This is a genomic window from Gelidibacter salicanalis (assembly GCF_016469035.1).
GTDB classification, from domain to species: domain Bacteria; phylum Bacteroidota; class Bacteroidia; order Flavobacteriales; family Flavobacteriaceae; genus Gelidibacter; species Gelidibacter salicanalis_A.
This window is the reverse complement of the sequence record NZ_JAEHJZ010000680.1, coordinates 1-281: the sequence shown is the minus strand read 5'-3', so window position 1 is coordinate 281 and position 281 is coordinate 1. Positions and strand designations below refer to the sequence as shown.

The 281-nt window shown below is 61.6% G+C and carries 1 protein-coding gene; it reads right to left on the bottom strand.

Translation table 11 applies throughout. The features are described from left to right. A partial coding sequence (locus JEM65_RS22265) for a substrate-binding domain-containing protein (protein ID WP_199603965.1) occupies window positions 1-281 on the bottom strand: 281 nt, incomplete at both ends.

Here is a 281-nt window from a genome sequence, read left to right as displayed (position 1 = left end):
GCGTCCACATCCACCGCCACGACGATAATGCCGGCGTCGCGGGCTTTCTTGATCGCCGAGGCCATGGCGGACGGGTCGACGGCGTTGATCAGAATCAGGTCGACCTTGGACGAGATGAAGTTGTCGATCTGCGAAAACTGCTTGCTCAAGTCATAGTCGGCCGACACCGACGTGACCTTGACGCTGGGGTTCAGCTCCTTGGCACGAGCCGTGGCGCCGTCGGCCAGGGTCACGAAATACGGGTTGCCCAACGAGCCCATGCTGATGCCCAGGGCCTTCAA